The organism is Streptomyces sp. NPDC102360 (genome assembly GCF_044766085.1).
In the GTDB taxonomy this organism is placed as follows: domain Bacteria; phylum Actinomycetota; class Actinomycetes; order Streptomycetales; family Streptomycetaceae; genus Streptomyces.
In genome coordinates this window covers 88,057-112,155 of the sequence record NZ_JBIWLG010000007.1, presented here as the reverse complement: position 1 = coordinate 112,155, position 24,099 = coordinate 88,057, and the positions used below count along the sequence as shown (strand labels likewise).

Genomic DNA, 24,099 nt, shown 5'->3' with positions numbered 1-24,099 from the left:
CGCTCGCATGATGTCACCGCTCGGCTTCACGCTCGTTCAGCTGCGCTACTTCCTGGTCGCCGCCGAACGCGGCTCGATGACGGAGGCCTCGGCGGAGCTGCACATCGCGCAGTCCGCCGTGTCCGCCGCCATCCACAACCTGGAGCGCGACCTCCAGGTTCAGCTGTTCATCCGCCGCAGGGGCCGGGGCCTGACCCTGACCCCCGCAGGGGAGCGGCTGCGGGCGCAGGGCCGGGATCTGCTCGCCCGTGCGCGCGAGGTCGAGCGGGAGGCGCGCGGCGACGGCGCGGAACTGTCCGGGCCCGTGACGGTCGGCTGCTTCGTGACCCTCGCGCCGTACTACCTGCCGCGCCTGTTCAGCGAGTGCACGCGCCGCCACCCCGGCATCGAGATCGACGTGGTGGAGGCGGAGGCGGACGAGCTCGTCGAGGCGCTGACGACCGGCCGCATCGATTTCGCCCTCACCTACGACCTGGGCCTGTCCACCGAACCGGAGCTGCGCAGCGAGACGATCGCCCGCGCCCCCGCCTACGTCATCGTCGCGGCCGACCACCCCCTCGCGGGCCGGGGCAGCGTGTCCCTCGCCGACCTGTCCGCGGAACCGCTCGTCCTCCTCGACCTCCCGCACAGCCGCGACTACTTCCGCTCCCTCGTCGCCGCCACCGGCACCGCCCCCGACGTCCGCTACCGCACCCGCAGCTACGAGACCGTGCGCTCCATGGTGGCCCGGGGCCTCGGCTACTCCGTGCTCAACCAGCGCCCGGCGACCGGCACGACCTATGGCGGCGGCGAGATCGCGGAGCTCGAACTCCGGGACGCCGGACGCCCGTTGGAGGTCAGGATCGCCACGCTGGGCGGCATGACACAGAGCGCGCGGGCCCGCGCGGTGATGGACGTACTGCGAGGGAGCGCCGCCGAGGCGTGACAGGTCCGGGCAACTGGTATGCGCTCCGGAAAGTGTTACAGATTCCGGCAACCTGTAACGGCGCGCGCCTGCACCCGGATCAGCCGCTGCGCCTCCGCCCGCGTCAGCGCGGCGTTGCGGCTCACAATGTGCAGGCCGAAGCCGTCCTCCAGCGCCACCAGGTTCCTCGCCAGGTCACCCACGGCCGCCGTCAGCGTGAATTCCCCTGTCGCGGCGCCCACTTCGAGCGCGGTGGTGTAGAGCCCCACCTCACTGGCGAACAGTGACGCCATCAGCTCGGCGTGCCCGGCGCTGCGGTCGGCCCGGCCGTGCAGCTCGAACAGCAGCCCGTGGGTGGCGTCGTCGGGGGCGGCCGGGAGGCCGGAGGCGATCAGTGCGCGCAGCCGCGCCACCGGATCGGCCACCTCGTCGGTGACCGCGTGCCGCGCCGCCAGGAAGCGCTCGACCGCGCCCCGGTGCACCTCCAGGACCAGCTCGTCCAGCTCCGGGTAGTAGTAGAGGACCGAGCCCGCGGACATGCCGGCCTCGGCCGCGATGTCCTTGATGCGCAGGCCTTCGAGGCCCCGCTCCGTGATGGCCCGCCCCGCCGCGTCCACGAGGGCCGAGCGCCGCGCGGTCTGGTTCTTCGGTCTCCCCGGTTTTCCCATGCGGTTAATTCTCTGTTACGCGGTTCAGATAAATCAAGCTGATCCGGAAGAACCCATTGACGGGCCCGTCGCCAATTGTTTGACTCTCGCCTCAAAGAACTCACGGAGGCGACATGGACGGTCAGCCGGCACCCGAACGCATCGAGCGCCGCACCATCGACGTGGTCCCCACGGACGAACGCCACGGCCGCACCCGGGACCTGTTCACCATCTGGTTCAGCGCGAACCTCGGCCCGCTCACCGTCGTCACCGGGGCCCTCGCCCCCACCGCCTTCGGCCTCTCCTTCTACTGGAGCCTGGCCGCCCTGCTCGTCGGGCACCTCGGCGGCGGCTTCCTGATGGCGCTGCACTCGGCGCAGGGACCGCAGCTCGGGGTGCCCCAAATGATCCAGAGCCGCGGCCAGTTCGGCAGCGTCGGCGCCCTCGCGGTGGTGCTCGTCGTGATCGTCATGTACCAGGGCTTCTTCGCGTCGAACCTGGTCGTGGGCGCGCAGTCGCTGGGCCAGGTCACCCCGGTCGGCGAGAGCACCGGCGTACTGCTGTGCGCGGCGATCAGCCTCGTGGTCGCGGTCGTCGGCTACCGCCTGATGCACCGGATCGGCGCGTGGACGACCTGGGCGTTCGGCGCGATCCAGATCGTCGGCGCGGTCTACCTGTTCACGGGCGGCCTGCCCTCGAACTTCCTGACCACCGGCGGATTCGGCCTCGCGGGGTTCCTCGGGATGGTGTCCGTCGGCGCGCTCTGGCAGATCGCCTACGCGCCCTACGTCTCCGACTACTCCCGCTACATGCCCGCCCACCGGGCCGGCGTCCGCTCGACGCTGTGGTGCACGTACGCGGGCTGTGTCCTCGGCAGCGTCATCCCCATGGTCGTCGGCGCGGCGATCGGCATCGCGGGGAACGGCGACCCGATCGCGGCGCTCAACCACCTCCTGGGCTCCGTGCTCGGCCAACTCACGCTCTGGAGCTTCGCGTTGGTCACGATGCTGACCAACTCCATGAACCTGTACGGGGCCGTGCTCTGCGCCGTCACCGCCGTGCAGACCTTCGCCCACCGCTGGCTGCCGCGCGCCACGGGCCGTGCGGTCATCGGCGCGGTCCTGACGGCCCTCTCGGTCGTCCTCGCCCTGGCCCTCGCCGACAGCTTCATGAACAACTACTTGAACCTGATCTACGTACTGCAGTACGTCCTGATCCCCTGGACGGCGATCAACCTCGTCGACTTCTATCTGATCCGGCACGGCGACTACGACATACCGTCCTTCTTCGCCCGCGACGGCGGCGTCTACGGCCGGTGGAACGTCACGGCGCTGGCCGTCTACGCGATCGGCATCCTCGCCGAGATCCCGTTCATGGCGCAGTCCCTCTACACCGGCCCGCTGGCCCACGCCCTCGGCGACACCGACCTCGGCTGGATCGCAGGACTCGTCATCACCGTCCCCCTCTACTGGATCCTCGCGGCCCGTGGCGCACGCCGCCGCCCTTCCACCCCTGCACCCGACCCCGCACCGACCAGCACAGGAGTGCCCGCAGCATGACGTACACGCACCAGGACTGGGCGAGCCTCGCCGGTCAACTCACCTTCCGTACCCGTGCGTTCATCGACGGCGACCGGCGCGACACGGAGTCCGGCGCCACCTTCGCGACCGTCGACCCGGCCACCGGACGCACCACCGCCGAGGTCGCCTCCTGCGACACCGCGGACGTCGACGCCGCCGTGCGCGCCGCGCGCCGCAGCTTCGAGGCCGGTGACTGGTCACGCGCGGACGCCGCGACCCGCAAGCGCGTGCTGCTGAAGCTCGCCGAACTCATCACGGAACACGGACGTGAGCTGGCCCTCCTCGACACCCTCGACATGGGCAAGCCGATCGCCGAGACCTTCGGCGCCGACGTCCCCGGCGCGGCCGGCGTCTTCGCCTGGTACGCGGAGGCCGCCGACAAGCTGTATGACGAGGTGGCCCCGGCGCCGCCCGGCAACCTGGCCCTCGTGCGACGCGTACCGCTCGGCGTCGTCGGCGCGGTCGTGCCGTGGAACTTCCCTCTGGACATGGCGAGTTGGAAGCTCGCGCCCGCCCTCGCGGCCGGCAACAGCGTCGTCCTGAAGCCCGCCGAGCAGTCTCCGCTGTCCGCGCTGCTCCTCGCTGAACTCGCCATGGAGGCCGGACTCCCGGCGGGTGTGCTGAATGTCGCCCCCGGCCTCGGCGAGCGCGCGGGCCAGGCGCTCGGCCGCCACGACGACGTGGACACCCTCGCCTTCACCGGCTCCACGGCGACCGCCCGCCGCTTCCTGACCTACGCCGCCGAGTCCAACCTCAAGCAGGTGTGGCCGGAGGCGGGCGGCAAGAGCCCGAACATCGTGTTCGCCGACGCCGACCTGGACGCGGCGGCCGAACAGGCCGCTTCGGGCTTCGCCTACAACTCCGGCCAGGTCTGCTCCGCCAACACCCGTCTGCTGGTGGAGAGTTCGGTGGCGGAGGAGTTCACAGCACGCGTCGCCGAACATGCCGCCGCGTTCGCCCCCGGCGACCCGCTCGATCCCGCCACCACGCTCGGCCCGCTCGTCGACGAGGCCCAGGCCGTCCGCGTGACCAAGGCGGTCGCCGAGTCCGGCGGCACCGTGGTCTGCGGCGGCACCCGGCCCGACCGGCCCGGCGCCTACGTCCACCCGACGATCGTCACCGGGCTCGCCCCGGACGCGCCGCTGGCCCGCGAGGAGGTCTTCGGCCCGGTCCTCACCGTGCACTCCTTCGACACGGAGGCGGAGGCGGTCCGCCTCGCCAACGACTCCCCGTACGGGCTCGCGGCCTCGGTCTGGACCCGCGACCTGGCCCGCGCCCACCGCACGGCGGACGCCCTCCAGGCGGGCACGGTCTCGGTGAACACGGTCGACGCGCTGTCGCCGACGACCCCCTTCGGCGGCTTCAAGCAGTCCGGGTACGGCCGCGACCTGTCGCTGCACTCCTTCGACAAGTACACGGGCCTGAAGACGACATGGGTGGCGTACGGATGAGCGCGCGGGACACGGAGCGGATCCTGGCCGAACTCGACCGGCGCCGCACGGACTTGGTGGCGCTGACGTCGGAGCTCGTCGCCTTCGACACCACCGTGCGCGGCTCCGCCGACGAGCGGCACCGCGCCGAGCACGACCTCCAGGACCACCTCGCGGACCGGCTCCGAGCGGCGGGCGCCACGGTCGACGTGGTCACGCCCAAACCGTCCGACCTGCCCCGCTCCCCGCAGACCCCGGAGGGCCTCGGCTTCGACGGCCGCCCGCAGCTGGTCGCCCGCTTTGCCGGCACCGGCGGCGGCCGCTCCCTCCTGCTCAACGGCCACATCGACGTCGTCTCGGCGGAGCCGCGCGGGGAGTGGACCAGCGACCCGTTCCGCGCCGAGGTCCGCGAAGGGCGCCTGTACGGGCGCGGCACCTGCGACATGAAGGGCGGCATCGCCGCCATGGTGATCGCGGCGGAGACCCTCGCCGCCCTCGGTGTCCGGCTCCCCGGCGACCTGGTGATCAACACCGTCACCGACGAGGAGTGGAACGGCGCCGGGACCCTCGCCTCGCTCGCGTACGGGGTGAAGGCGGACGCGGCGATCGTGCCCGAGCCCACCGACCTGGACGTGGTCACCGCCCAACGCGGCATCCTGGGCGGCACGTTGACCGTCGACGGACGCCCGGGGCACGCCGAGTACCCGCCCGGCGACTGGCGCACCGGCGGCGCGGTCAACGCCATCGAGAAGACGCTCCCCGCCCTGACCGCGCTCCAGGCCCTGCGCGACCGCTGGGCCGTCGACCCGGCCCACGTCCACCCACTCCTGCCGCCCCCGTCGATCGTGCCGACCACCATCAAGGGCGGCGAGTGGTGGGTGACGTATCCCGCCTCGTGCGAGGTCGGCCTGGACGTCACGTACCTTCCGGCGCAGGCCGACGCCGGGGGCTGGGCGAGCAGGGTGCGGGCCGAGATCGAGGCGGCCGTGCGGGAGGCCTGCGCCGCCGACGGCTGGCTGGCCGCGCACCCGCCGCGTATCGCCTGGGACACCGAACTGCCACCGGCCGAGGTCGCGCGAACGGCCGCTGTGGTGAAGGCGCTTGAGGGTGCGTCGGGCTACCTCGGCCGCAGCCCCCGCATCCTCGGCGAACCGTCCTGGACCGACGCGGCCACCCTCACCCGCCTCGCCGACACCCCCGCCGTCTGCCTGGGCCCGACCGCGACCCGGCCCGACGGCTCCCCGACCCTCCACACCATCGACGAGTACATCGAGGTCGACGACCTCCTCGACACGGCGAAGGCGCTCGCCCTCGCGGCGCTCGATCTCACGTCACCCGCAGCCTGAACACCGTACGCACGAAGGGATCCCCTCCATGAACCCGCAGCAGCACCAGGAACTCCTGGCGGCCGACCGCGCCCACATCATCCACCCCTACCTCCCCGGCTCCGCCGAGGAGCGGGTGATCATGGAGTCCGGCTCCGGCTGCCGGCTCACCGACACCGAGGGCCGCAGCTACCTCGACGCCACCGGCGGCCTGTGGCTGGCCCAGGTCGGACACGGCCGCGAGGACCTGGCGGACGTGGCCCACGAGCAGATGAAGAAGCTGGAGTACTTCACGAGCTTCTGGGAGTTCTCCAACGACCGCGCGATCCAACTCGCCACCCGGCTCGCGGAGTTGGCCCCGGACCCGCTGAACCACGTCTACTTCACGTCCGGCGGCTCGGAGGGCAACGAGGCGGCCATCAAGATGGCCCGCTACTACCACCACCGCCGCGGCGACACGAACCGCACCTGGATCCTGGCGCGCGACAAGGCGTACCACGGCATCGGCTACGGCGGCGGCTCGGCCACCGGCTTCCCGCTGTACCACGAGGGCTTCGCCCCGATGATGCCGCACGTCTCGCACCTCACGCCGCCGTGGCCGTACCGCACGGAGCTGTACGCGGGCGAGGACCCCACGGACTTCCTCATTCGCGAACTGGAAGAGCGCATCGCGGAGATCGGCCCGGACAACATCGCCGCGATGATCGGCGAACCCATCATGGGCGTCGGCGGCATGCTGGTCCCGCCGACCGACTACTGGCCGCGCGTGCGCGAAGTCCTCGACCAGCACGGCATCCTGCTCATCTTCGACGAGGTCGTCACCGCGTACGGACGCGTGGGCGAGTGGTTCGCCGCGCAGTACTTCGACGTCACCCCGGACATCATCGTCACGGCCAAGGGCATCACCTCCGGCTACGTGCCGCTGGGCGCGCTGATGGTCGCCGACCAGGTCGCGGAGGTCCTTCTGCGGGACCACGGCTTCCCCATGGGCTACACGTACAACGGCCACCCGGTCGCGACCGCCGTCGCCCTCGCCAACCTGGACGTCATCGAGAAGGAGGGCCTGCTGGGGCGGGCGAAGACCATCGGCGCGACGCTCCACTCCGAACTCGCCGCCCAGCTCGGCGACCTGCCCATCGTCGGCGAGATCCGCTCGGTGGGCATGATGCTCGCGGTGGAGCTGGTCGCGGACCGCGCCACCCGCGCCCCGCTCCCCTTGAACCCGGACCGGATGCCGCACGACGTGATCCGCCGCGAGACCGGCGTCATCGTCCGCGACTCCGCGCACAGCCTGGTGCTGTCCCCGCCCCTGATCATGACGGAGACGGAGACCAAGGAAGTGGCCTCGGCGCTGCGCGGCGTACTGGAGCGCACGAACGCCTCCGGCGAGATCCGGTAGACGTCACGTCAAGGGGCCCCGGCGCACGGTGAGCCGGGGCCCGCCCCGCCACGTGGTCCCCGCCCGCACGGCCACCGCTCGCAGTCCCCGACTCCCTCCCTAGGAACTGCCCGTGTCGACGAACGTCCCCTCCGCAGAGCCACAGACACCACAGACTCCGCACGACGCCGCCTCCGACTCGAACCTGCGGCGCAGCCTGAAACGCTTCGACATCACGGCGATGGCCGTCGCCGCGGTGATCTCCTTCGACACCATCGGCCAGATCGCCACCGGCGGCGGCGAGGCCGCCACGTGGACGGCCGCCATCGCCGTCTTCTTCCTCGTCCCGTACGCCCTGATCTTCGCCGAGACCGGCGCCGCGTTCCCGCAGGAGGGCGGCCCGTACGTCTGGGTGAAGCTGGCTCTCGGCCGCCCGGCCGCCGCGCTCACCACGCTCTTCTACTGGGTCACCAACCCGATCTGGCTGGGCGGTTCGCTGGTCTTCCTCGCCGCCGAGACCTGGGACGGCTTCGTCTTCCACCTCGGTTCGGGCACGTATCTCGACTACACGTTCAAGCTGCTCTTCGTGTGGATCGCGATCCTCACGGCGATCGTCTCGCTCAGCCGCGGCAAGTGGATCACGACAGCGGGCGCGGTGGTGAAGGTCGCGTCCCTCACCCTCTTCACGATCACCGCGGTCCTGTACGGGGCGGAGCACGGCTTCCAGGGCCTGGCGAGCGCCCACTTCGCCCCCACGACCGCCGGCTTCCTCGCCCTCGTCCCCATCCTGCTCTTCGCCTACGTGGGGTTCGAGGCGCCGAACGCGGCGGGCGAGGAGATGCACGACCCGCAGCGCGACGTCCCCGCGGCGCTCGGCCGCTCGGCGACGATCGCGGCGGCCTGCTACCTCCTCCCGGTCCTGGCCCTCCTCGCGGTCGTCCCCGCCTCGAAGGTCACCGGGATCGGCGGCTTCATGGAGGGCGTCCGCCTGGTCTTCGGCGTCTACGGCCCGGCGGCAGGCCCCCTCCTGACGTGCACGGCGGTGATGTTCGTCTTCGCCCTCCTCACGCAGGGCAGCGCGTGGATGATCGTGAGCGACCGCATGCAGGCGATGGCGGCGGCCGACGGCGGCTTCTTCAGCCGCGCGCTGGGCGCCTTCCATCCGAAGCTCGGCACCCCGGTCCGCACGAACCTGCTCTCCGGCGCGGTGGCCACGGTGTTCATGCTCGCGGCGATGCAGCTGGTGAAGGGCGACACGGGCGCGATCTTCAGCGTGGTCCTGACGGTGGCGGTCACGACGCTGCTGCTGTCCTACCTCCTGGTCGTCCCCGCCCTGGTGGTACTGCGCCTGCGCCGCCCGGAGGTCCCCCGCCCGTACCAAGTCCCGTTCGGCAACCGGGGCTTCATGGCCTGCGCGGCCCTCGTCTACGTCTGGATCCTGGTCGGCTCCTGGGCGGCCCTCTTCCCCGGCGTCCTGGAGTCGGTCTTCGGCATCGACTACGACTTCATGGACGTCTGGGGTGTCTCCCGCACCACGTTCGAGACGTTCACACTGGGCACGATCGTGGTGCTGCTGCTGGTGGGTTCGGCGGGACTCGCGGCGGCCCGCCGCAGAGCTCGACCGTGATCACGACCTCAGCCGAGCTTGTCCACGGCCTGGTAGTAGGTCCAGGCCGTGCCGTCGCAGGACGTCTTCTTCAGTCCCGAGTAGGTGGCGCAGACCCGCTTGAGGTCGGCGTAGAGGGCGTCGTCCAGGCGGGACTTGTTGGCGTCGAAGGCGCCGGCCGCCGTGTAGTTGCGGTAGCCGAAGTCGTGCCGGGCGCAGGCGTCCTTGAACGGGAAGCCGAAGGGGTTGTCCGGCGAGGTCGTGCAGTAGTCGGTGGACCAGTCGAAGCCGTAGCTGCCCCAGGCGGCCTGGCTGGCGCGGGCCGCCGTGAAGGCGTTGTAGCTGCTCGCGCCGGTCTGGGTCCAGCTGCTGAGGACCTGGGACTTGTCGGCCGGGGCCGCGGAGGCCGAGGCCGCCGGGAGGAGTGCGGCACAGAGCGCGAGGGCGGTGGTGGCCAGCGGGGCTGCGATTCTGCGGCGCATACGGGATCTCCTCCGTGGGGAACGCGATGGCCCGGCAGTCGGCCTGCGGGGCTCGCACAGCGTTCGCCGCGGAGCTACGACGCTTGTGTACGCCTCCTATACGCACAGCGTCCGGCACGGTCGGAGCGCGCGGGAACGCGCGGTCAAAGCACGGAGGGAGGCGCGGTCACGCCCGGAGGAAGGCGAGTACCGCCAGTACCCGGCGGTGCGTCTCGTCGGCCGGGGGGAGGTCCAACTTGGTGAGGATGCTGCCGATGTGCTTGCCGACGGCGGCCTCGGAGACGACCAGTTCGCGGGCGACAGCGCCGTTCGACCGGCCCTGCGCGACCAGGGCCAGCACCTCGCGCTCCCTGGCCGTGAGCCGCTCCAGCGGGTCGCGGCGGCGGCGCAGCAGCTGCCGTACGACCTCGGGATCGACGACGGTGCCGCCGTCCGCGACCTCGCACAGGGCGTCGATGAACTCGTCGATCTGTCCGACGCGGTCCTTGAGCAGATAACCGACGCCCGTGCCGTCGCCGGAGTCGAGCAGGTCCGAGGCGTAGGTGCGCTGCACGTACTGGCTGAGCACCAGCACCGGCAGCGAGGGCTGCCGCTCGCGGAGCCGCACCGCGGCATGCAGACCCTCGTCCTGGAACCGGGGCGGCATCCGTACGTCCGTGACCACGATGTCCGGCCCGTGCTCGGCCACCGCGAGGAGCAGCGCGTCGGCGTCGCCGACCGCCGCGACCACCGTGTGGCCGCAGCGGGTGAGCAGGCCGATGAGCCCCTCCCTCAACAGCACGCTGTCCTCGGCCAGCACTACACGCAGCGATCGGTCCACTCGCAAGGAAACTCCACACGCAACAGGGTCGGACCGCCGAGCGGACTGGACAGGGCAAGTCTGCCATCCAGTACGGAAATCCGGTCCGCGAGTCCGGTCAGTCCGGTGCCTTCACCGTCCGGATTCGCGCCGCCCCGCCCGTCGTCGCGGATCTCCAGGAAGAGCCGTCCCCCGCTGTGCCCCCCGGACACCTGGGCGCGCTGGGCGCCGCTGTGCTTCGCGACATTGGCCAGTGCCTCGCAGACCACGAAGTACGCGGCGGCCTCCACCGGTTCGGGCAGCCGCCCCGCCAACTCCAGCTCCACCTCCACGGGCACCGCGGAGCGGTCGGCGGCGTCGGCGACGGCGGCTTCGAGGCCGTAGTCGGCGAGCACCTTCGGGTGGATGCCGTGGATGAGTTCACGCAGTTCGGCCAGTGCCTTGCCGGCCTCCCCGTGCGCCTTGGCGAGCTGGTCGGCCAGCGGCCCGGCCGGAGCGTCCAGCCTCGCCAGGCCGAGTGTCATGGTCAGCGCGACGATGCGCTGCTGAGCACCGTCGTGCAGATCGCGCTCGATGCGGCGCCGCTCCGCCTCGAAGGCGTCCACCAAACGGACGCGGGAGCGGACGAGTTCGGTGACCCGGTCGCCCACCGCGTCCACCCTGGGAGCGATCACCAGCCGCGTCAGCTCCGCTCGTGCTCCCGCCACCAGGCTCATGGCATAGCAGCCGGCCACGAACAGCACCAGACCGATCAGGGCGGCGGCGCAGGCCTCGGGCCCGCTGGTGACCGTCCACTGCTTCAGCACCGTGACCTGCCGGCCGTCCCCGGCGGTGGCCATCAGCACCGGAGTGGCGACCACCGACAACGGGAGTACGAGCCCCGTCACCACCGCGATGGCGTCGATCGGCCACAGGAGGACGGCGAACAGCAGGGCAAAGCCGAGTTCCCGCCAGGTCAGCTCTTCCTGGAAGCGGGTCGTCACCCAGTTCCTCAGGCCGGGCCCGGCCGGAGCCCGGTGCAGGTCGAGGGCCGGGTCCCGGTCGATCAGACGCAGTCTGCGGCGCTCCATCGCGGCCACCGGTATGCCGAAGAGCGCGGTCAGCGCGAGCAGGGGCAGACCCACCAGGACGAAGGCGAGCGCTCCACCGGTGACGGCGACCAGCACGATCGCCAGCAGGGCGAACGCTCCCACCAGCACGCTGCTCAGCAGATACGCGACCGAACGCCAGGGCCACCACGACAGCAGGAAGCCGGGCCGGGGCAGGGCGTGCCACACGTTCCGCGAAGTCGTCCGAGAGGTCATGGGGCCACCGTAGAAGGCGGTTCTATGCCGGAACCATCGGTCCAGGCGGACACTCCGGGGTAGGGCAGGCCCTACCCCCTCCCGCTGTCACGGGCCGCCGACTGCAGGCTGTTGCCAACGCAACCTGCTGCCATAGGGAAGGCTCAATTCCACCGTCGGCTGGCGCAAACAATGACATTCGGCGAACGCTCCGGCGTACGGGCGGCCGCTGTCGCCGACAGGGGGGAATGACATGGAATTCCAGCTACTTGGTCCGGTCGAGGCAAGGGACGGCAGCCGGCGCATCGCGCTGTCGGGCTCCAAGGTGCACACGGTGCTGGCCGTGCTGCTCCTGGCGCGCGGCCGGGTGGTGAGCGACTCCCGGCTGAGCTCGTTGCTGTGGGGGTGGGATCCGCCCGCGACGATGAACGCCCAGATCTATACGTACATATCGAGGCTGCGGAAGCTGCTCGGCCCCGGTGTCGACCTGATCCGCCGCCGACCCGGCTATCAACTGGTCGCCGAGGGCGCCCACATCGACACCGAGGAGTTCGCACGGCTCGAGCGACTGGGGCGGCGGGCGCTGGAGGAGCACCGGTTCGCCGAGGCCGGCGAGCAGCTGCGCTCGGCGCTCGGCCTGTGGCAGGGGCCGGCTCTCGCGAATGTGACGTCCCATCTCGCCGAGGCCGAGCTGCCACAGCTCGAGGAGGCCAGGGCAACGGCACTGGAGCACCGCATCGAGGCCGATCTCGCGCTTGCCGGGCATCAGCAGCTGGTGGCCGAACTCACCGGCCTGGTCGCGGAGTTCCCTCTGCGCGAGCGACTGCGCGCCCAGCTCATGACCGCGCTGTACCGCTGCGGCAGGCAGGCCGACGCGCTGCGCGCCTACCACGACGGCCGCGAGGTACTGGCCGAAGAGCTGGGGGTCGACCCCGGCGCCGATCTCACGGCCACCTATCAGGCGGTGCTCAGCGGCGAGTTGAACCGGCTGCCGGAGCCCACCGAGCTGCCGTCCGCGAGTCCGTACGGCAGCCGGGACACCTCCGGCGGCGCGGTCGTGCCCATGACGCTGCCGCCGTACGGCGCCGACTTCACCGGCCGCGAAGGCCCGTTCACCGACCTGTGCGCCCGGCTGACGCCGCCCCCGCCCGGCCCCCACACGGCCTTCCGGCCGCGCCGCCTGCTGATCACCGGCATGGCCGGGGTCGGCAAGACCGCGCTCGCCGTCCGGGTCGCGCACGCCGTCGCCGGGGAGTTCCCCGACGGGCAGCTGTACGCACATCTGCGGCATCCGGACGGCAGGGTGAAGGACTCCAGGGCCGTGCTGGTGCAGCTGCTGAGTGCGCTCGGGGAGAACTCCCCGCGGCTGACGTCGGCCGACGGCGAGGCAGCGGAGCTTGACGAGCTGGTGCGCCGCTACCGCACCAGGACCACGGGCAAGAAGCTGCTGGTCCTCCTGGACGATGCCGCGAACGACCTGCAACTGGACGCGCTCCTCCCGGCCTGTGCCGACGCCGGTGTGCTGGTCACCAGCCGGTCCCAACTGGGGGCCGTGCCCGGCTCGCACACCACCGCGCTCGCCCCGATGGACGAAGGCGAGGCGCTGGCCCTGCTCGCCACGATCGTCGGGGTTTCCCGGATCGCCCTCGAACCCGAGGCCGCCCGGGAGATCGCCGCCCACTGCGCCGGGCTCCCGCTCGCCCTGCGGATCGCGGCCGCCCGTCTCGCCTCACGCCCGCACTGGTCGGCGGCCCTGATGGCACGGCGGCTCGCCGATCCGGCGGGCCGGGTCCAGGAGCTGCGCTTCGGCGCGCTCAGTGTGCGGACCTGCCTGCAGGCCTCGCTGCGGCAGCTGACGCGGGACGAGACGGAACTGCTCGGCCGGCTGACCGACCTCGGCCACGACGCGTTCTCCGCGAGGGGCGCCGGCCCGGCGCTGCGGATGCCCGAGGCGGCCACCGAGGAGTTCCTGGAGCGGCTGGTGGACGTGTCCCTGCTCGAAATGACGGGGATCGACGACTGCGGCGCGCCCCGCTACCGCCTCCACGAGCTGGTCCGGCTGGTCGGCAGGACGCTGTCCGGACACCACGCGGGCCGTCCGCTCGCCGGAGCCGCCTGAACCGTCCCCCGACGAGCACAGGGGCGCCGCTGGCAGCCTCCTGCAAGCGCAGGAGGCTGCCAGTTCACCCGGCCCGACCTGGCCTCTTTCCAGGGCAAGAATGGCTGGGACGGAGTATCCCGGCGTCGGTCGCCCCGGACGGCACCCGGACAGGAGGAGCCATGGAATTCCAGATTCTCGGCCCGGTGGAAGCCAGGAGCGACGGCGCACCGATCACTCTCGCCGGCACCAAGGTTCATACGGTGCTCGCGGCGCTCCTCCTCGCCAGGGGCCGGGTCGTCACGGATTCCCGGCTGAGTTCGCTGCTGTGGGGGTGGCAGCCGCCGGCCACGGCGAGCGCCCAGCTCTACACGTATGTCTCCCGCCTGCGCGGCAGGTTGGGCGGCGGCGTGGAGATCGTCCGCAGGCAGGCCGGGTACCTGCTGCGGACCGGTGAGGGCCGGATCGACCTGCTGGAGTTCGAGCGGCTCGAGCGGCTCGGCCGGGAGGCGTTGCGGATCGCGGCCCATGAGCGGGCCGGTGCGCTGCTGCGGGCCGCGCTGGAGCTGTGGCGGGGACAGGCCCTGTCGAATGTCACCGAGCAGCTGGCGCGGGCCGAATGCCCGCGGTTGGAGGAGCTGCGGACCACGGCCCTGGAGAACAGGATCCAGGCCGATCTCGCACTCGGCCGGCATCAGCAGCTGATCGCCGAACTCACCGGTCTGGTCACCGCGTTCCCGCTGCGCGAGCGGCTGCGCGGGCAGCTGATGACCGCACTGTTCCGGTGTGGCCGGCAGGCGGACGCCCTGTACGTCTACCACCAGGGCCGCGAGGTGCTGGCCGAGGAGCTCGGCGTCGATCCGGGCAGCGCCCTGAACCACACCTATCGGGCGGTGCTGACGGGCGACCTCGAACTGCCCCGGCGGGCCGTCGCCCTCTCCGTACCCTCGATGCTTCCTCCTGTCGGCGTCGAATTCACCGGCAGGGAGCGGGAGTCGGCCACGCTGTGCGGGCTGCTGCCGCCCACGGCCGGCGCCCCGCGAGCCCGCCGTCTCCTGATCACCGGCCCCGCCGGTGCCGGCAAGACGACGCTCGCCGTGCGGGTCGCGCACGCCGTCTCCGGGGAGTTCCCCGACGGGCAGCTCTACGCGGATCTGTGCCGCCGCGACGGCTCGCCCCGGGACCCCTGCGAGGTGCTGGTGCCGCTGTTACGGGCCCTGGGCGAGCCCGCGGTCGACCGGACGGGGCCGGCTTCGATCACCGACGACCTGGAGGAGCTGGTACGCCTCTACCGCACCCGCAGCGCGGGCAGGCGGCTGCTGGTCCTGCTCGACAACGCGGTGAACGACATGCAGCTGGAACCGCTGCTGCCCGGCAGCCAGGACATCGGCGTACTGGTCACGTCACGGACTCCGCTGGTCTCCGTGGCGGACGCGCTGACCTTTGAACTCCCTTTGTTGAGCCCACCCGATGGGCTGCGGATGCTGGCGTCGGTCGTGGGCCCGCGGCGCGTCGCCGCCGAGTCCGGGGCCGCCGCGGAGATCGTGGCGCACTGCGCGGGTCTGCCGCTCGCCCTGCGGATCGCGGGCGCCCGCCTCGCGGCACGACCGCACTGGCCGCTGGCCCGGCTCGCCGCGCGGCTGAGGGACCCGGCGGGCCGCCTCGACGAGCTGCGGTTCGGTTCGCTGTCCCTGGCCGACCGGCTCCACAGCGCGCTGCGGCAGGTGCCCCCGGCGGACCGCGCCGCGTTCCCCCGGCTCGCCCCGCTGGGCCGGGGCGGGTTTCCCGCCGTGACGGCCGCCGCCCTGCTCGGGGTCCCGGAGCCGGTGGCCGAACGCCACCTGGAGGCGCTGGCCGACGCCAGGCTCCTGGACCTGCCCGGCGTGGACGGGGCGGGCCGGCCGCTGTACCGGCTCCATGAGTTCGCCTCGCTGCTGGCCTCCTCGCTGTCCACCGGGGCCACCGCGGAACTGGTCGCATGAGACGGCGGGGCCGGCCGGGTGCGGCGTGCCGTTCAGGTCAGCAGGAGCCGGGCGCCCCGGGCACGTACACCCGCGAGGGCACTCAGTGCGTAGGCCGCGGCGGGCAGCAGGACCAGACCGAGCAGCGCAAGCGCGCATGCCTGCGGGTACGAGGTGACCATCCACTCCTTGAGGGCCATCGTGTACTCGCCGTCGCCGAAGGTGGCCAGCATGACGGGCGTCGCGAGGAGCCCCACCGGCACGGTCAGCGCGAACACGACGGCCAGCAGGTCGAGCGGCCAGAGCACCGTCACGAACAGCAGGGTGTAGAGCAGCTCCCGCCAGGTGGCCCGCTCCCACAGCCGGGTCAACACCCAGCTCCGTACGCCCTCGGTCTCCACCGGATGGTGCGGGTTGGGCGCCTCGCCGGGCTCGATCAGTCGCAGTCTGCGCCGCTCGAGCACCCCCATGGGCAGCCCGGCCAGCGCCACCGCGACGAGCAGCGGCAGCCCGATGAGCACCACCGAGAGCGCACCGCCCACGGCGAGGCCCGCCGTGACGGCGATCAGGCCCGGCACCCCCACCAGAGCGCCGCTCACCAGATACGCGAGGGACCTCCAGGGCCAGGAGGTCAGCAGGAAGGCTCGGCCACCGAGCGCGCGCCACATCGTTGTCTTTGCCATGCCCCGACGGTAGAAAACCGGCAACCTCCCTGCCCAGCAGGGCAGTTCTACCTTTGGGGTAGTGCTGGGCATACCCCGAAGACTCACCTCCGCCGCACTGCGCCGGCACCCCTTCCCACGGTTTCGTGGACTCACCACACCGAAGCACCGCGACAGCGGAGCCGAACCGAGTCCCCTGGGAGTGCAGATGCCGGCCCACGAGAACACGCAGCGCACGCTCTCCCGTACCCGGGCCGCGGGCCGGCTGCCGTCCGGAGCCGACACGCTGACCGTGGTGTTCACACAGCCCCTGCCGGGGACCGCGAGCACGCGTTCCGTCGTGCGGGCCACCGTCGTGGGCCGGATGTGGATCGCCGAGACCCCTGGTTCCTTCGAGCGGGTCGTCCATCAGGTACCTGGCGGCTACGTCACCCGCTCCCTCGTCTGACTCCACCCGACCATCCCAGCACCCAGCACCCTTCACAGAAGCAGAGGCGACAGTGAACCAGCGCATCCCCAACACCACCGCCGTCCCGGCCCGTCGCGGCACCCGCGCGGCCAGGGCCGCGGTCCTGTGCGTCACGCTGGCCGCCACGGGCACGCTCCTCACGGCGTGCGGCGGCAGTGCCGACGAGGAGAAGTCCGCGGGCGGCTCGTACACCGTCGGCGGCAAGGTCACCGCGCTCTCGGTGACCACACCGGGCGGCGACATCGAAGTCATCGCCGGTGACGGCGACGGGATCAAGGTGACCGAGAAGATCCGCTACACCGGGGAGAAGCCCAAGACCGAACACACCACGTCGGGCGGCACTTTGACGCTGACGCCGGGCGACGGCTGCGGTCCGGCCGGCGGCCCGGGCTCCTGCAAGGTGAGCTACCGGGTGGAGGTCCCGCGCGCCGTGTCCGCCGCCCTGGACAGCTCGGGGGGCGATGTCACGGTGACCGGCCTGGCCGGCTCGATCGCGGTCGAGGCCGGCGGCGGCAAGGTCCGCGCGGACGATGTGGCGGCCAAGAGCCTGCGGGTGTCCGCCAAGGGCGGCAGCGTGCAGGCGGGCTTCACCTCGGCGCCTTCGAACGTCGACGTCGACACGAAGGCCGGGAACGTGACGGTGCGGGTGCCCAACGAGGCCTACGCGGTACAGGTGTCCGCCAAGGGCGGCAGCGAGAAGGTCGGGGTACGCACGGACCCGGCCTCGAACCACAAGATCAGCCTGACCACCGATGGCGGCAGCGTCCAGCTCGCCGCCGCGAGCTGAGAACGCGCGGTACGCACGACGAGGGTGGGGCCCGGCGATCGGATCGCCGGGCCCCACCCTCGTACCGCGCACACGGCAGGACGTACGCGGAATCTCCCTGACGCGGAACCTCCCTAACGCTGGTCCGACGGCTCGGACATGGCGACGGCGATCTTCCGGGGCCCGGTGAAGGGCTCACGGCCGTGCGCCGCACGCATGTTGTCGACGATGAGGACGTCGTCGCGCTGCCAGTCGAAGCGGGTGGACGCCGAGCGGTAGGCAGCGCGCAGCTGATCCATGACCTCGTCCGGGATGACCCCACCGTCCCCGTAGTAGGTGTTGGTCGGCAGGTCCTCGTCGGGGAAGATCTCGCGCAGCCCCTCCTGGACCTCCGGCGCCAGCGAGGTGACGTGAAAGAACGTCGCGTGGTTGAACCACACCCGCTCACCGGTCAGCGGGTGGGTGTGCACCGCCTGCCGGACCGCGGTGGTGCGCAGGCCCCCGTCCGGCCGCCAGTGCACGTCGAGCCCCTTCTCCCGGCAGTACGCCGCGACCTGGTCCCGGTCCCCGGTGCCGAAGGTCTCCTGCCAGGGCACGCCGAAATCGGCGTGGAAGTTGCGCACCACGCGCCAGCCGCGCCGCTCGAACTCGTCCCGTACGCCGGGGTCGAGATCCCGGAGGACCTGGCGGATGTCGGCGAGCGGGGTCGCGCCCCGGGTGTGGGCGGGCTCGATGCAGTAGAAGAACAGGCTGAGGGGCCAGGCGGCCTGGTAGGAGTTCTCGTTGTGCAGGAAGATCTCCTCGTCGGCCGGGTAGTCGGTCGAGGTGTAGACCTGGCCCTTGATGGTGGAGCGCGGCGACGAGCGCTCGGCATAGCGGAGCGGCGGCGCGCCCGAGAAGGTCCGCACCGTACGGTCCAGGCCGTCCGCGCCACCGGCCTCGAACCCGCGCAGCAGCACCGCACCGTGCCCGGTGAGCAACTCCCGCAGTCGCGCGCGGTGTTCGGCGATGTACGGCTGGATCTCTCCGCTGCCGGCGACGAGGGCCGCCAGTGAGTTCGCGGTCGGGGCCGTCCCGGTGCTGGTCATGTGCTCAACGCTCCTTCCGGCAGCGGCAGTTCAGGGAGCCGCACCGCCGATCCTTCGTCATGGCCGCGCAGGACCACCGGCCCTGTGCCGCCCTCCGCGAGGGCGAGTGCGGCGAAGAGGTGAGGCCCGGCGGGCAGATCCTGGACGAGCCAGCGGCCCGGCCCTGTCGGTTCCTCGTGCTGTACGAGTACGAGGTCCGCCCTGTCGGGGCGGACGTCGACGGTTCGCAGGTCGGCGACGATGCCGACGCCGCTCGCCTTGACGACGGCCTCCTTTCTGGTCCAGCAGCGGAAGAACGCCGCCATCTGGTCGGGCTCGGTCCGCCGGCCCCGCAGGTACGCCAGTTCGGCGTCGGACATCACGTGCTCCGCCGAGCCCCTGAAGTCCAGCGTCCGCGCGTCCTCCAGGTCGACTCCGACCTGACGGTCGGCGACCACGGCCAGGATCCAGTAGGGCCCCGACCGGGAAAGGTTGAATTCGAGTCCGGTCGCCGGGTCCGTGACGCAGGGCCGGCCGTGTTCCGGGTGATCGCAGCGCGGGCAGGGGCGCCGCCCGAACCTGATCAGCTCCGGCGGCGTGCCGAGATAGCGGGCGAGGACGCGGCGCAGTGCCGCGTGCGCGCCCGCGTAGCGGGTTGCGACGTCCTGAGATCTGCGCCGCACGATGGCGAGTTCCTCCTCGCAGAGCAGTGCGGCGTCCCTCGGGTCGAGCAGGTCGGGAACCCTGCCCTGCCAGATGTGGACGGCGCCGCTGTCCTGGAGGCTGCGGTATTCGGCACCCACCGGTCGGCCCCCTTTCCTGGTCAGTCGGACATGGCGACCAGCACACGGCGGTCGCCGGTGAAGGGACGCCGGCCGTGCGCCAGCAGCACGTTGTCGATGAGCAGCAGGTCGCCGCGGCGCCAGTCGACGTCCACGGCGGCCTCCAGGCCCCGGTCGCGGATCTGCAGCACGTACTCCTGGGGGATCGGGCTGCCGTCGGCGAAGGTGACGGTCTGCGGCAGTTCGTCCTCGGGGAGAATCTGCGCCAGCGCGGCCGCGGTGTCGTCGCCGAGCCCCGCCGGGTGCCACTGGTCGGCCTGGTTGAACCAGACCTCGGCGCCGGTGACGGGGTGCCGGGTGGTGGCCGGGCGGACCGAGCTGATCCGCAGGCCCCCGTCCGCCTTCCACTCCCAGGTGGCACCGGTGCCGACGAGGAACTCCGACACGGCCGCGCGGTCGGCCGTCTCGAAGGTGTCCTGCCAGCTCTTGCCGAGCCCGTAGCCGTCGTGCAGGTTCTGCAGGTAGCGGACGCCGCCGGCGAAGGCCTCCCGCACCTCGGGGTCGAGGGCGGCCAGCCACTGGGCGGCATCGGCCACGGGGGTGGCGCCGGCGCTGCCCGGCTGGATCTCGCAGTAGAAGGCGAGCCGGGCCGGCCAGGCGTGGGCGTAACTCATCTCGTTGTGCATCGAGATGGTGAACTCCGACGGGTACTCGGTCGAGGTGTACACATTGCTGCCGACCTTGGTGCGCGGCGAGTTGCCGTGCACATACGCGAGGCGGTTGGGAAGCAACAGGTCGAGAACGGCGTCCAGTTCCCGCCTGTCGACATCGAACCCGCGGAAGACCAGGCCCTTTTCCTGGACAAGCAGCTCACCCAGGCCCTCGCTGCCGAGGTCGTGCAGCCGCCCGCGGAGTTCCTCGGCTCCGCCGACCCCCTCGGCCTCGATCTCCAGCGGTGTCCAGATCGCGATGCCACTCATGCCTTGATTCCTCTCAATCGCCCAAGCTTTATACGAATATCTATGGAGAAACTACGACTTCCCTATATGCCGGGACTCCGGCGATCCGACGGGTCACATCGGCCAGCAACTCGCCCTCCTGGGGCACCAGATAGAAGTGGTCGCCGTCGAAGGCACGCAGGCCGAAGTCACCGCTGGTGGTGAGTTCGGCCCAGGCGAGCACGTCCTCGCGGACGCACCCGTGGTCCTCGGTCCCCACGTACGCCGTGATGGGCGAGCGCACCGGGACCGGCGAGTGCGGGCGGTACGTCTCGATCAGCCGGTAGTCGGCGCGGAGCGGAGGCAGGAGCAGTTCGCGCAGCTCCGGGATGTCGAAGACTTCGGATCCCAGGTCGCCGAGGGTGCGGATGCCGGCGATCAGGGTGTCGTCGTCGGCGTCGTGCAGCAGGGAGCGCTTGGCGTGGTGCGGCGCCGCCCGGCCGGACACCAACAGGTGGGCGGGGCTGACGCCGTGCCGTGACTCCAGGCGCACCGCGACCTCGTAGGCCACCGAGGAGCCCATGCTGTGGCCGAAGAGGGCCAGGGGCAGGCCGAGGTGGTCCGCGAGGGCGTCGGTGATGCTGTCGGCGAGCTCTTCCATCGTCTCGACGCACGGCTCTGCGAGGCGGTCCTGGCGGCCCGGGTAGCGCACGGCGAGCAGGTCCACATCGGAGGGCAGCCGGGACGGCCAGCCCTGGAAGAGCTGTGCGGTGCCGCCGGCGTGCGGGAAGCACACCATGCGCAGCCGGGGCGCGGTCGCCTTGCTGTAGCGGCGGAGCCAGGGGCCCGCGTCGGTCCGGGCGGCCGGGAATCTGGACAAGGGTCAGCCTCCTAGTCGAGGAGATCGGGTTCGGTGCGCCGGATGTGGTCGTGCAGGGGCTGGAAGTTCATCCAGCCGATGAGGTCGTCTCCCACCTCCCGATAGGTGTGCCGGGCGTTCTCGTGGCTGATCGGGACGACCTGTCCGGCGGCCTTGGCGAGCAGCTGCACCTGGCAGGAGCGCTCCATCGTGATGAACCACCAGGCGGCGGCGTCGACGGTGTCGCCCACCGTGAGCAGTCCGTGGTTGCGCAGGATGACGGCCTTGTTCGGGCCGAGCGCCTCCGCCACCCGGCGGCCTTCCTGGAGTTCGGTGACCGGACCGGTGTAGTCGTCGAAGAGCGCATGGTCCTGGTAGAACGCGCACACGTCCTGGGTGATCGGATCGAGCAGTTCCCCCAGGGTGGACAGCGCCCTGCCGTACGTGGAATGGGTGTGCGCGGCGGCCACCGCGTCGGGCCGGGCCTCGTGGATCTGCGAATGGATCGCGAAGGCGGCCCGGTTGACGTGGTACCTGCCCTCCACGACCCGGCCCGCGCTGTCCACCAGAAGCAGGTCGCTGACCCTGACGTGCTTGAAGGAGAGACCGAACGGGTTGACCCAGAAATGGTCCTCCAACTCGGGGTCACGGGCCGTGACATGACCCGCGTTGCCCTCCTCGAAGCCGAACCGGCCGAAGATCCGCAGAGCCGCGGCCAGCCTCTCCTTGCGGTGGGCGCGCTCTTCCTCCAGGGTGTCGAACAGCGGCGGCTCGCTCAGCATCAGGTGGTCACTCAACTGGCTGCTCCATCGGAATCGTCTCGCTTGGCCAACAGGTCTTCGGGCGGGGCCTCTTCGGCCGGTTTCCGGTCGGTCGGCGGTTCCTCGGTGCGCAGCGCGGGACTGATCGCGGCCAGGGCGGCGATCAGGGCCATGGCGCCGCCGACGAGCAGCACCGAGCGGGTCGTCCCCCAGGCCGCGAGGAGCAGACCCCCGCCGAGGGCTCCGAGCGCGTTGGTGCCGGACCCGAGCAGATTGGCGGTGCCCGCCACCCGTCCCTGCATCTCGTCCGGGGTGGTCCGCACCTGATAGACACCGGCGGCCACGTTGAACACCGCGCCCACGAGGCTGGTCCCTGCGAACAGGGCGCCCAGCGCGAGGGGTTCGCGGACCAGGGCCATGGCGGTCATCAGCACCGCCCAGCAGGTGGCGCCGCCGAGGAGGATCGTCCGCTGGGTCAGCCGCCGCAGCCACCAGCCGCCGCTCAGCGCGCCCAGCATCCCGCCGATGCCGCTGAGGACCACGATGATCGACAGCGTGGCGGGCGAGCGCCCCTCCTCCTTGATCATGAGGATCAGGGCGAGACTGAGCACCTGGAAGAGCACATTGCTGCCGGCGACGATGCCGAGCGCTGCTCGCAGGAAGCGCTGTCGCCACAACCACCGCAATCCGTCGGCCACTTCACTGCGCAGCCGCGTGGTCGTCGCCGCCCGCTCCTGCTGGAAGTCCTTCTTGATCAGCAGCAGTGAGCAGAGCGAGACCAGATAGGCGACGGAGGCGAAGAGGAAGGGCGCCCAGCGCACCAGCGAGTGCAGGAGGATGCCGCCCGGCTGCCCGATCATGCCCGCGGCCCGCCCTCGTGCCTCGTTGGCGGCCAGCGCGGAGGGCAGCTGCTCCGGGTGTACGACGTTGCGTACGGCCCCGCGCTCGGCCAGCCGGTAGAACACGGCCAGGCCCGATTCGACGAAGGCGACCGCGGCCAGATGCGGGACCGACACCGTACCGGTCGCCAGTGCCACGGCCGCGGTGCCCAGCGCGAGGAACCGCCCCGCCTCGCAGGCGATCATCAGGCGCCGCCGGTCCCAGCGGTCCACCAGGGCCCCGGCCGGCAACTGCACGAGCAGCAGCGGCAGCAGCGCGGCGAAGGAGACCACGGAGGTGGCAAGCGGTGAGCCGGTGTGCCAGAGCACGACCAGCGGATAGGTGACCGCGCTGACCCGGCTGCTCAGGAAGGACGCGGAGGCGCCCGACCACAGCAGCCGGAAGTCGCGGTTCTTGCGCAGCGGCGGCAGCCGGCCGGTGCTGCCGGTGGCGGGTGCCTCATCGACCATGCTCACGGACGGGGCTCCCCGTCGGCGGGGCCGGCGCCGCGGCACCATTCGAGGACGGCCATGGCGCTGTGCATCTTGTTCTCGGCCTGGTCGAAGGCGATGCTCGCGGACCCGTCCAGGACCTCCGCGGTGACCTCGTCACCGCGGTGGGCCGGCAGGTCGTGCAGGAACACCGCCTTCGGGCTGGCCTGCCACAACGCGGCCGTCACCTGGAAGGGCGCGAACACCTGCCGCCAGTCGGGGTCGGGCTTGCTGGTGCCGGTGGTCTGCCAGCGGCTGGTGTAGACAGCGTCCAGGTCGCCGGGCAGATCGGCCATGTCGTGCTGTTCACGGAAGGCCGCTCCGTGGCGCTGCGCGTGGGCGGCGGCCCGGGTGCGTACGGACTCGGTGAGGCCGTAGCCCGGCGGCGTACGCAGTTCGAACTCGACTCCTGGGAACCGGGTGAGGGCGAGCGCCAGGGCGGCGGCGGTGTTGTTGCCCTCCCCCACGTACAGGACGCGCAGGCCCTCGATCCGGCCGAAGCGGCCGTACAGGGTGGTCAGATCGGTGAGCGCCTGCGTGGGGTGCTCGTCGGCGCTCATCGCGTTGACGACGGACATCCGGCCCTGGGCCGCCCAGGCACGCATCTCCGCCGGATCGCCCGCGGTGCGGGCCACCAGGACATCGAGCATCCGGGACATCACCCGGCCCGTGTCCTCGCTGGTCTCCCCCGTGTTGAGCTGGAGGTCCCCGGGCCCGTACGCGATGATCTGCGCGCCGAGCCGGAGCGCGCCGCTGGAGAAGGCGGTCCGGGTCCGGGTCGAGGTCTTGCTGAAGTAGATCCCGGCGATCCGGCCGTCCAGCGGGCGCTCGCCCGCCGTGCCGTCGCCCGAGAACCGGGCGCCGCGCCGCACCAGCGCCGAGAGGTCCTCGTCGGTGAGGTCGTCGATGGATATGAGGTGCCGCATGGGTGT

The 24,099-nt window shown here is 71.7% G+C and carries 22 protein-coding genes; 10 read left to right on the top strand and 12 right to left on the bottom strand.

Going from position 1 to position 24,099, the window contains the following annotated elements; translation table 11 throughout:
- Nucleotides 1–7 precede the first annotated feature (7 nt).
- Nucleotides 8–925, top strand: coding sequence for a LysR substrate-binding domain-containing protein (locus ACIRHA_RS26045; protein WP_403850381.1), 918 nt, complete (start codon nucleotides 8–10; stop codon nucleotides 923–925).
- A gap of 35 nt (nucleotides 926–960) precedes the next feature.
- On the opposite strand, the gene ACIRHA_RS26040 is transcribed toward ACIRHA_RS26045, so the two are convergent.
- Nucleotides 961–1,572: a TetR/AcrR family transcriptional regulator gene (locus ACIRHA_RS26040; protein WP_403850378.1), complete on the bottom strand. Its 612-nt coding sequence runs from the start codon at nucleotides 1,570–1,572 to the stop codon at nucleotides 961–963.
- A gap of 113 nt (nucleotides 1,573–1,685) precedes the next feature.
- Here ACIRHA_RS26040 and ACIRHA_RS26035 point away from each other — a divergent pair, with 113 nt between their 5' ends.
- From ACIRHA_RS26035 to ACIRHA_RS26015, 5 genes are all read left to right on the top strand, one after another.
- Complete coding sequence (locus ACIRHA_RS26035; protein ID WP_403850375.1) at nucleotides 1,686–3,110, top strand: purine-cytosine permease family protein; 1,425 nt, start codon at nucleotides 1,686–1,688, stop codon at nucleotides 3,108–3,110.
- Entirely contained in the window at nucleotides 3,107–4,582 is a 1,476-nt protein-coding gene (locus ACIRHA_RS26030) for an aldehyde dehydrogenase family protein (protein ID WP_403850372.1), read from the top strand. Before ACIRHA_RS26035 ends, ACIRHA_RS26030 begins: the two co-directional genes overlap by 4 nt.
- The gene (locus ACIRHA_RS26025; RefSeq protein WP_403850369.1) at nucleotides 4,579–5,907 is read left to right on the top strand and encodes an ArgE/DapE family deacylase; all 1,329 of its coding nucleotides are present in this window, start codon (nucleotides 4,579–4,581) and stop codon (nucleotides 5,905–5,907) included. Before ACIRHA_RS26030 ends, ACIRHA_RS26025 begins: the two co-directional genes overlap by 4 nt.
- Nucleotides 5,908–5,935: 28 nt before the next feature.
- Nucleotides 5,936–7,285, top strand: coding sequence for an aspartate aminotransferase family protein (locus ACIRHA_RS26020; RefSeq protein ID WP_403850366.1), 1,350 nt, complete (start codon nucleotides 5,936–5,938; stop codon nucleotides 7,283–7,285).
- Nucleotides 7,286–7,397: 112 nt separating this feature from the next.
- A complete protein-coding gene (locus tag ACIRHA_RS26015) occupies nucleotides 7,398–8,891 on the top strand; it encodes an APC family permease (RefSeq protein WP_403850363.1) in 1,494 nt (497 codons plus the stop codon).
- A gap of 8 nt (nucleotides 8,892–8,899) precedes the next feature.
- Here the strand turns inward: ACIRHA_RS26015 and ACIRHA_RS26010 are convergent, their stop codons facing one another.
- The 3 genes from ACIRHA_RS26010 to ACIRHA_RS26000 form a co-directional block, all read right to left on the bottom strand.
- Nucleotides 8,900–9,352 carry a phospholipase gene (locus ACIRHA_RS26010; RefSeq protein ID WP_403850360.1) on the bottom strand — a complete coding sequence of 151 codons (453 nt, stop codon included), beginning with the start codon at nucleotides 9,350–9,352 and terminating at the stop codon, nucleotides 8,900–8,902.
- A gap of 166 nt (nucleotides 9,353–9,518) precedes the next feature.
- The gene (locus tag ACIRHA_RS26005; RefSeq protein WP_403850357.1) at nucleotides 9,519–10,178 is read right to left on the bottom strand and encodes a response regulator; all 660 of its coding nucleotides are present in this window, start codon (nucleotides 10,176–10,178) and stop codon (nucleotides 9,519–9,521) included.
- The gene (locus ACIRHA_RS26000; protein ID WP_403850354.1) at nucleotides 10,151–11,455 is read right to left on the bottom strand and encodes a sensor histidine kinase; all 1,305 of its coding nucleotides are present in this window, start codon (nucleotides 11,453–11,455) and stop codon (nucleotides 10,151–10,153) included. The genes ACIRHA_RS26005 and ACIRHA_RS26000 overlap by 28 nt, the downstream gene beginning before the upstream one ends.
- Before the next feature lie 232 nt (nucleotides 11,456–11,687).
- Here ACIRHA_RS26000 and ACIRHA_RS25995 point away from each other — a divergent pair, with 232 nt between their 5' ends.
- Together ACIRHA_RS25995 and ACIRHA_RS25990 are read left to right on the top strand one after the other, a co-directional pair.
- Nucleotides 11,688–13,553, top strand: a complete 1,866-nt coding sequence (locus ACIRHA_RS25995; protein ID WP_403850351.1) for a BTAD domain-containing putative transcriptional regulator — start codon at nucleotides 11,688–11,690, stop codon at nucleotides 13,551–13,553.
- A gap of 161 nt (nucleotides 13,554–13,714) precedes the next feature.
- The gene (locus ACIRHA_RS25990; RefSeq protein WP_403850348.1) at nucleotides 13,715–15,514 is read left to right on the top strand and encodes a BTAD domain-containing putative transcriptional regulator; all 1,800 of its coding nucleotides are present in this window, start codon (nucleotides 13,715–13,717) and stop codon (nucleotides 15,512–15,514) included.
- A gap of 32 nt (nucleotides 15,515–15,546) precedes the next feature.
- Here the strand turns inward: ACIRHA_RS25990 and ACIRHA_RS25985 are convergent, their stop codons facing one another.
- Nucleotides 15,547–16,176 (bottom strand): sensor domain-containing protein, encoded by a 630-nt coding sequence (locus tag ACIRHA_RS25985; protein WP_403850345.1) that lies wholly within the window; start codon nucleotides 16,174–16,176, stop codon nucleotides 15,547–15,549.
- 187 nt (nucleotides 16,177–16,363) lie between these two features.
- On the opposite strand from ACIRHA_RS25985, the gene ACIRHA_RS25980 reads away from it, so the two are divergent.
- Both ACIRHA_RS25980 and ACIRHA_RS25975 read left to right on the top strand, forming a co-directional pair.
- Entirely contained in the window at nucleotides 16,364–16,603 is a 240-nt protein-coding gene (locus tag ACIRHA_RS25980) for a hypothetical protein (RefSeq protein ID WP_403850343.1), read from the top strand.
- 52 nt (nucleotides 16,604–16,655) lie between these two features.
- On the top strand, nucleotides 16,656–17,411 hold the full coding sequence (locus ACIRHA_RS25975; protein ID WP_403850340.1) for a DUF4097 family beta strand repeat-containing protein: 756 nt from the start codon (nucleotides 16,656–16,658) through the stop codon (nucleotides 17,409–17,411).
- A 113-nt stretch (nucleotides 17,412–17,524) separates the two neighbouring features.
- Here ACIRHA_RS25975 and ACIRHA_RS25970 read toward each other — a convergent pair whose 3' ends face one another.
- Genes ACIRHA_RS25970 through ACIRHA_RS25940 form a run of 7 tightly spaced genes read right to left on the bottom strand, consistent with a single transcriptional unit; the run spans nucleotide 17,525 to nucleotide 24,093 of the window.
- The gene (locus ACIRHA_RS25970; protein WP_403850338.1) at nucleotides 17,525–18,478 is read right to left on the bottom strand and encodes a TauD/TfdA family dioxygenase; all 954 of its coding nucleotides are present in this window, start codon (nucleotides 18,476–18,478) and stop codon (nucleotides 17,525–17,527) included.
- A complete protein-coding gene (locus ACIRHA_RS25965; RefSeq protein ID WP_403850335.1) occupies nucleotides 18,475–19,260 on the bottom strand; it encodes a 4'-phosphopantetheinyl transferase family protein in 786 nt (261 codons plus the stop codon). The genes ACIRHA_RS25970 and ACIRHA_RS25965 overlap by 4 nt, the downstream gene beginning before the upstream one ends.
- Before the next feature lie 20 nt (nucleotides 19,261–19,280).
- Nucleotides 19,281–20,219: a TauD/TfdA family dioxygenase gene (locus ACIRHA_RS25960; protein ID WP_403850332.1), complete on the bottom strand. Its 939-nt coding sequence runs from the start codon at nucleotides 20,217–20,219 to the stop codon at nucleotides 19,281–19,283.
- A gap of 40 nt (nucleotides 20,220–20,259) precedes the next feature.
- Nucleotides 20,260–21,057 carry a thioesterase II family protein gene (locus ACIRHA_RS25955; RefSeq protein ID WP_403850329.1) on the bottom strand — a complete coding sequence of 266 codons (798 nt, stop codon included), beginning with the start codon at nucleotides 21,055–21,057 and terminating at the stop codon, nucleotides 20,260–20,262.
- Between the two features lie 11 nt (nucleotides 21,058–21,068).
- Nucleotides 21,069–21,818 carry a class II aldolase/adducin family protein gene (locus tag ACIRHA_RS25950; RefSeq protein ID WP_403851129.1) on the bottom strand — a complete coding sequence of 250 codons (750 nt, stop codon included), beginning with the start codon at nucleotides 21,816–21,818 and terminating at the stop codon, nucleotides 21,069–21,071.
- Nucleotides 21,819–21,829: 11 nt separating this feature from the next.
- Nucleotides 21,830–23,146, bottom strand: coding sequence for an MFS transporter (locus ACIRHA_RS25945; RefSeq protein WP_403851126.1), 1,317 nt, complete (start codon nucleotides 23,144–23,146; stop codon nucleotides 21,830–21,832).
- 2 nt (nucleotides 23,147–23,148) lie between these two features.
- The gene (locus ACIRHA_RS25940; RefSeq protein ID WP_403850326.1) at nucleotides 23,149–24,093 is read right to left on the bottom strand and encodes an ornithine carbamoyltransferase; all 945 of its coding nucleotides are present in this window, start codon (nucleotides 24,091–24,093) and stop codon (nucleotides 23,149–23,151) included.
- Between the last annotated feature and the right edge of the window lie 6 nt (nucleotides 24,094–24,099).

What these genes read in the sequence shown, in the direction of transcription:
- ACIRHA_RS26030 (WP_403850372.1), top strand. Translation starts at nt 3,107, where the DNA reads ATGACGTACACGCACCAGGACTGGGCGAGCCTCGCCGGTCAACTCACC.
- ACIRHA_RS26040 (WP_403850378.1), bottom strand. Translation starts at nt 1,572, where the DNA reads ATGGGAAAACCGGGGAGACCGAAGAACCAGACCGCGCGGCGCTCGGCC.
- ACIRHA_RS25970 (WP_403850338.1), bottom strand. Translation starts at nt 18,478, where the DNA reads ATGACCAGCACCGGGACGGCCCCGACCGCGAACTCACTGGCGGCCCTC.
- ACIRHA_RS26035 (WP_403850375.1), top strand. Translation starts at nt 1,686, where the DNA reads ATGGACGGTCAGCCGGCACCCGAACGCATCGAGCGCCGCACCATCGAC.
- ACIRHA_RS26025 (WP_403850369.1), top strand. Translation starts at nt 4,579, where the DNA reads ATGAGCGCGCGGGACACGGAGCGGATCCTGGCCGAACTCGACCGGCGC.
- ACIRHA_RS26020 (WP_403850366.1), top strand. Translation starts at nt 5,936, where the DNA reads ATGAACCCGCAGCAGCACCAGGAACTCCTGGCGGCCGACCGCGCCCAC.
- ACIRHA_RS25960 (WP_403850332.1), bottom strand. Translation starts at nt 20,219, where the DNA reads ATGAGTGGCATCGCGATCTGGACACCGCTGGAGATCGAGGCCGAGGGG.
- ACIRHA_RS25985 (WP_403850345.1), bottom strand. Translation starts at nt 16,176, where the DNA reads ATGGCAAAGACAACGATGTGGCGCGCGCTCGGTGGCCGAGCCTTCCTG.
- ACIRHA_RS25945 (WP_403851126.1), bottom strand. Translation starts at nt 23,146, where the DNA reads ATGGTCGATGAGGCACCCGCCACCGGCAGCACCGGCCGGCTGCCGCCG.
- ACIRHA_RS26045 (WP_403850381.1), top strand. Translation starts at nt 8, where the DNA reads ATGATGTCACCGCTCGGCTTCACGCTCGTTCAGCTGCGCTACTTCCTG.
- ACIRHA_RS25980 (WP_403850343.1), top strand. Translation starts at nt 16,364, where the DNA reads ATGCCGGCCCACGAGAACACGCAGCGCACGCTCTCCCGTACCCGGGCC.
- ACIRHA_RS25950 (WP_403851129.1), bottom strand. Translation starts at nt 21,818, where the DNA reads ATGCTGAGCGAGCCGCCGCTGTTCGACACCCTGGAGGAAGAGCGCGCC.
- ACIRHA_RS26000 (WP_403850354.1), bottom strand. Translation starts at nt 11,455, where the DNA reads ATGACCTCTCGGACGACTTCGCGGAACGTGTGGCACGCCCTGCCCCGG.
- ACIRHA_RS25990 (WP_403850348.1), top strand. Translation starts at nt 13,715, where the DNA reads ATGGAATTCCAGATTCTCGGCCCGGTGGAAGCCAGGAGCGACGGCGCA.
- ACIRHA_RS25995 (WP_403850351.1), top strand. Translation starts at nt 11,688, where the DNA reads ATGGAATTCCAGCTACTTGGTCCGGTCGAGGCAAGGGACGGCAGCCGG.
- ACIRHA_RS26010 (WP_403850360.1), bottom strand. Translation starts at nt 9,352, where the DNA reads ATGCGCCGCAGAATCGCAGCCCCGCTGGCCACCACCGCCCTCGCGCTC.
- ACIRHA_RS25940 (WP_403850326.1), bottom strand. Translation starts at nt 24,093, where the DNA reads ATGCGGCACCTCATATCCATCGACGACCTCACCGACGAGGACCTCTCG.